The sequence below is a fragment of the Photorhabdus stackebrandtii genome (assembly GCF_011189495.1).
GTDB lineage: Bacteria > Pseudomonadota > Gammaproteobacteria > Enterobacterales > Enterobacteriaceae > Photorhabdus > Photorhabdus khanii.
Window position 1 is genome coordinate 1 of the sequence record NZ_PUJV01000153.1, and the last position, 839, is coordinate 839.

The 839-nt window shown below is 44.6% G+C and carries 1 protein-coding gene; it reads right to left on the reverse strand.

Translation table 11 applies throughout. The annotated features are described in order from the left end of the window. Window positions 1-73: 73 nt before the first annotated feature. Window positions 74-652, reverse strand: coding sequence for a plasmid pRiA4b ORF-3 family protein (locus tag C5470_RS22095; RefSeq protein ID WP_115827247.1), 579 nt, complete (start codon window positions 650-652; stop codon window positions 74-76). Between the last annotated feature and the right edge of the window lie 187 nt (window positions 653-839).

Below are 839 nucleotides of genomic sequence, written 5' to 3' on the forward strand. Positions count from 1 at the left end.
TATAGAGGATTATTTCCTCGTTTTTAGCATGGATGAAAAGGTATACCTTTATGGATACCGATCATCCTATCGGCTACAGCCCTATCACAATAGGTTCCAGTTCCGGTGAATCAAGGTTGAGCCGACTCAATTGGCGGTTAACCTTTTTGCGGTTAAATCTGACGGCATCAAGTTCATCAATTAATGGACGGATATCTCCGATCGTTGCTGTTTCATCGGCATTAACGATGGCTTCCAGTAACGCCAGTGTTTTCTCACATTCATCAGCTAACGTTGCCCCCGGCATTCTATTTCCGGCCAAACAAAAGGGAAATTTCAGGTTAGCATTGTCAAGAATGGTCTCAATACGGATATCGTGAAGCCAGTTCTCGAAAAAGTTGTATTCGTAAGTAAATCGATCTCCGGCATCAAACTCAAAGTCATCGAGCGTGATTTTGTAAGGGTTATCAGAAAACGCAATTCCGCCAGAATAGGAAATGCCGTAATTTTTACCATAAATACGGAATTGATGCAGGTGATCATCCTGCCATCCCTGCGCGATCTGAATGATATAGTGAAAAGCCGCTAAAGAAGTCTCGCCTGATAGCCGAAATCGGCGCCAGACCATAGGGCTGACACCGCGAAGAGCCACTTTAACGATATAGGCTTTCATGGTGAGCTGCCTGCTAAAAACCTGCCAATTCGTTCATCCTATCACCAGCTTAACGGAGTGCCCCAAGGTAATGAGATGGTTCCCCTCACTCTAACGGCAGTATATTAGCAGAGTGATTATCTTTGATAAGAGGCTACCATCATGAACACTATCGCACTGATTGGCATCGATCTCGGCAAGCATTCTT